General features: G+C 35.1%; 4 protein-coding genes and 1 pseudogene. All 5 read left to right on the forward strand.

Annotated features, from left to right (window positions below; genetic code table 11):
• The first annotated feature begins 168 nt into the window (after positions 1–168).
• The 5 genes and pseudogenes from merR to FXW34_RS22730 all read left to right on the forward strand — a co-directional run bounded on the left by merR (position 169) and on the right by FXW34_RS22730 (position 1,713).
• The gene (gene merR, locus FXW34_RS22720; RefSeq protein ID WP_147536293.1) at positions 169–579 is read left to right on the forward strand and encodes a mercury resistance transcriptional regulator MerR; all 411 of its coding nucleotides are present in this window, start codon (positions 169–171) and stop codon (positions 577–579) included.
• 35 nt (positions 580–614) lie between these two features.
• A complete protein-coding gene (locus FXW34_RS23630; RefSeq protein ID WP_281292957.1) occupies positions 615–914 on the forward strand; it encodes a mercuric transporter MerT family protein in 300 nt (99 codons plus the stop codon).
• A gap of 10 nt (positions 915–924) precedes the next feature.
• Positions 925–1,065, forward strand: coding sequence for a hypothetical protein (locus FXW34_RS23225; protein ID WP_222705346.1), 141 nt, complete (start codon positions 925–927; stop codon positions 1,063–1,065).
• Positions 1,066–1,077: 12 nt separating this feature from the next.
• Positions 1,078–1,233 (forward strand): annotated as a pseudogene (locus FXW34_RS23765) (heavy-metal-associated domain-containing protein); the annotation flags it as partial.
• Positions 1,234–1,254: 21 nt separating this feature from the next.
• Entirely contained in the window at positions 1,255–1,713 is a 459-nt protein-coding gene (locus tag FXW34_RS22730) for a putative iron-sulfur cluster-binding metallochaperone (RefSeq protein WP_147536294.1), read from the forward strand.
• The last annotated feature ends 26 nt before the right edge of the window (positions 1,714–1,739 follow it).

A 1,739-nucleotide genomic window follows, 5' to 3' on the forward strand; every position in this document is an offset into this window, starting at 1 on the left:
GGGCCATTTAATGGAGGAACATCTTTAAAGAACGTATTATATTTAAGTGGGATTGTGAAGCATTGTACACAATTATCTGAGGTGGGTTAATAAAGTTGTAATTTTTTCAAATTTACCCTTTACCCTGTACTATGGTACAGGGTTTATAATTTATCTGAGGTGAATGAAATGAAATACCGCATAAGTGAACTTGCAGAAAGGTGTGGGGTAAATAAAGAAACCATAAGATATTACGAAAGGTTAGGTCTCCTTTCGGAACCTTCTCGCACAAAAGCTGGATACAGGATGTATCCAGGAGAGTTTGTGGAACGCCTACAGTTTATTAAACGAATGCAAGATTTAGGTTTTTCTCTAGCTGAGATTGATAAGCTTCTTGGAGTTGTTGATAACGACGAAGAACGATGTAGGGATATGTATGATTTTGTTGTTCAAAAAATTGAAGAAGTACAAAAGAAAATTAGGGATTTAAAAAGAATTGAACATATGCTTATTCAATTGAAAGAGTGTTGTCCTAACGAAAAATCCCTCCATGAATGTCCCATAATTGAAAACTTAATGAATGAAGAGAATTTCGGGTAATGATTTCCAACTAATCTATAAGGGGAAAACGGAAAGTGAAAACAAAAATTGCTTCGATCACATCAGTAATCACGGCTCTTTTCGCCAGTATATGTTGAATTGGCTTTGCTGTATTAATTCCACTTGGTCTAAGTGGTTTGGCAGGAACATTAGCAGTTACATTCGCTCCTTATCGCATGGTGTTTATTGGACTTACGGTGATACTACTTGGGATCGCCCACTTATTTTACTGGAGACAAAAGAATAGATCAAAGAAAACAGAGAAATGGTTATGGACAGCTACAGTCCTTTCGATTTTCTTGCTACTTTACACCTTTTTGTCTCAAGGGTTTTAGGAGGTATGATATGAGATTTGCTTTTACTCTAAGTATTATTGCCTTACTAATTGGGTTAACTCTATCTGGATGTGGTAATCAAGTAAACAAAGATTCCACTCAGTCCGAAAATTTAACAACTGTATCATTTATGATAAAAGGGTATACATGAGAACATTGTACAAAAACAGTATGTTCTGCTGTTAAAAAATTAGATGGAATTGAGAAATTTGATTCAAAAGTGACTGGAGAGACGACGGTTACTTTTGACAGTTCACAAGTTTCGTTTGATAAGATTAAAAAAGCCATTATCAAGTTAGGCTATGAAGTGAGTGAATAAAAACAAAAAGGCGGGAGAAATATGGCAGATTGTTGTAGTAACTCTGTAGAAATAAAAATTGAAAGTGTTGCGGATTGCCCATATTGTCAAAGTAAGGGTAAAAGTGTAAAGCTAATTACACTAAAATCAATGCTGGAACCCTCTTCGTTAGAAACGCTAAACGCTAAAGAAAGTCACTATTTTTGTTCAAATGAAGGCTGTGATGTCGTTTATTTTGATACTCTCAAAAAGGCATACCTTGTATCTGACTTAAAGGTTGCTGTTTATCAAAAAGACAACTCCTCAAATACACCGATTTGTTATTGTTTTGATTGGACTAAAGCAAAAATTAGTGATTATGTTGAAAGTGGAAATGCCGATAAACCCGTTGAGCATATTCGTCAAAACATTAAAGAGAATCGTTGTGGTTGTGAGGTGAACAATCCACAAGGCAGTTGTTGTTTAGGAAACGTAACAGCCTTTATCAAAGGTTTAACATAAATAACTTTTATTCCGTAAACGGGCGC

Origin of the sequence: Bacillus marasmi (assembly GCF_902168435.1) — a bacterium.
In the GTDB taxonomy this organism is placed as follows: domain Bacteria; phylum Bacillota; class Bacilli; order Bacillales; family Cytobacillaceae; genus Bacillus_BU; species Bacillus_BU marasmi.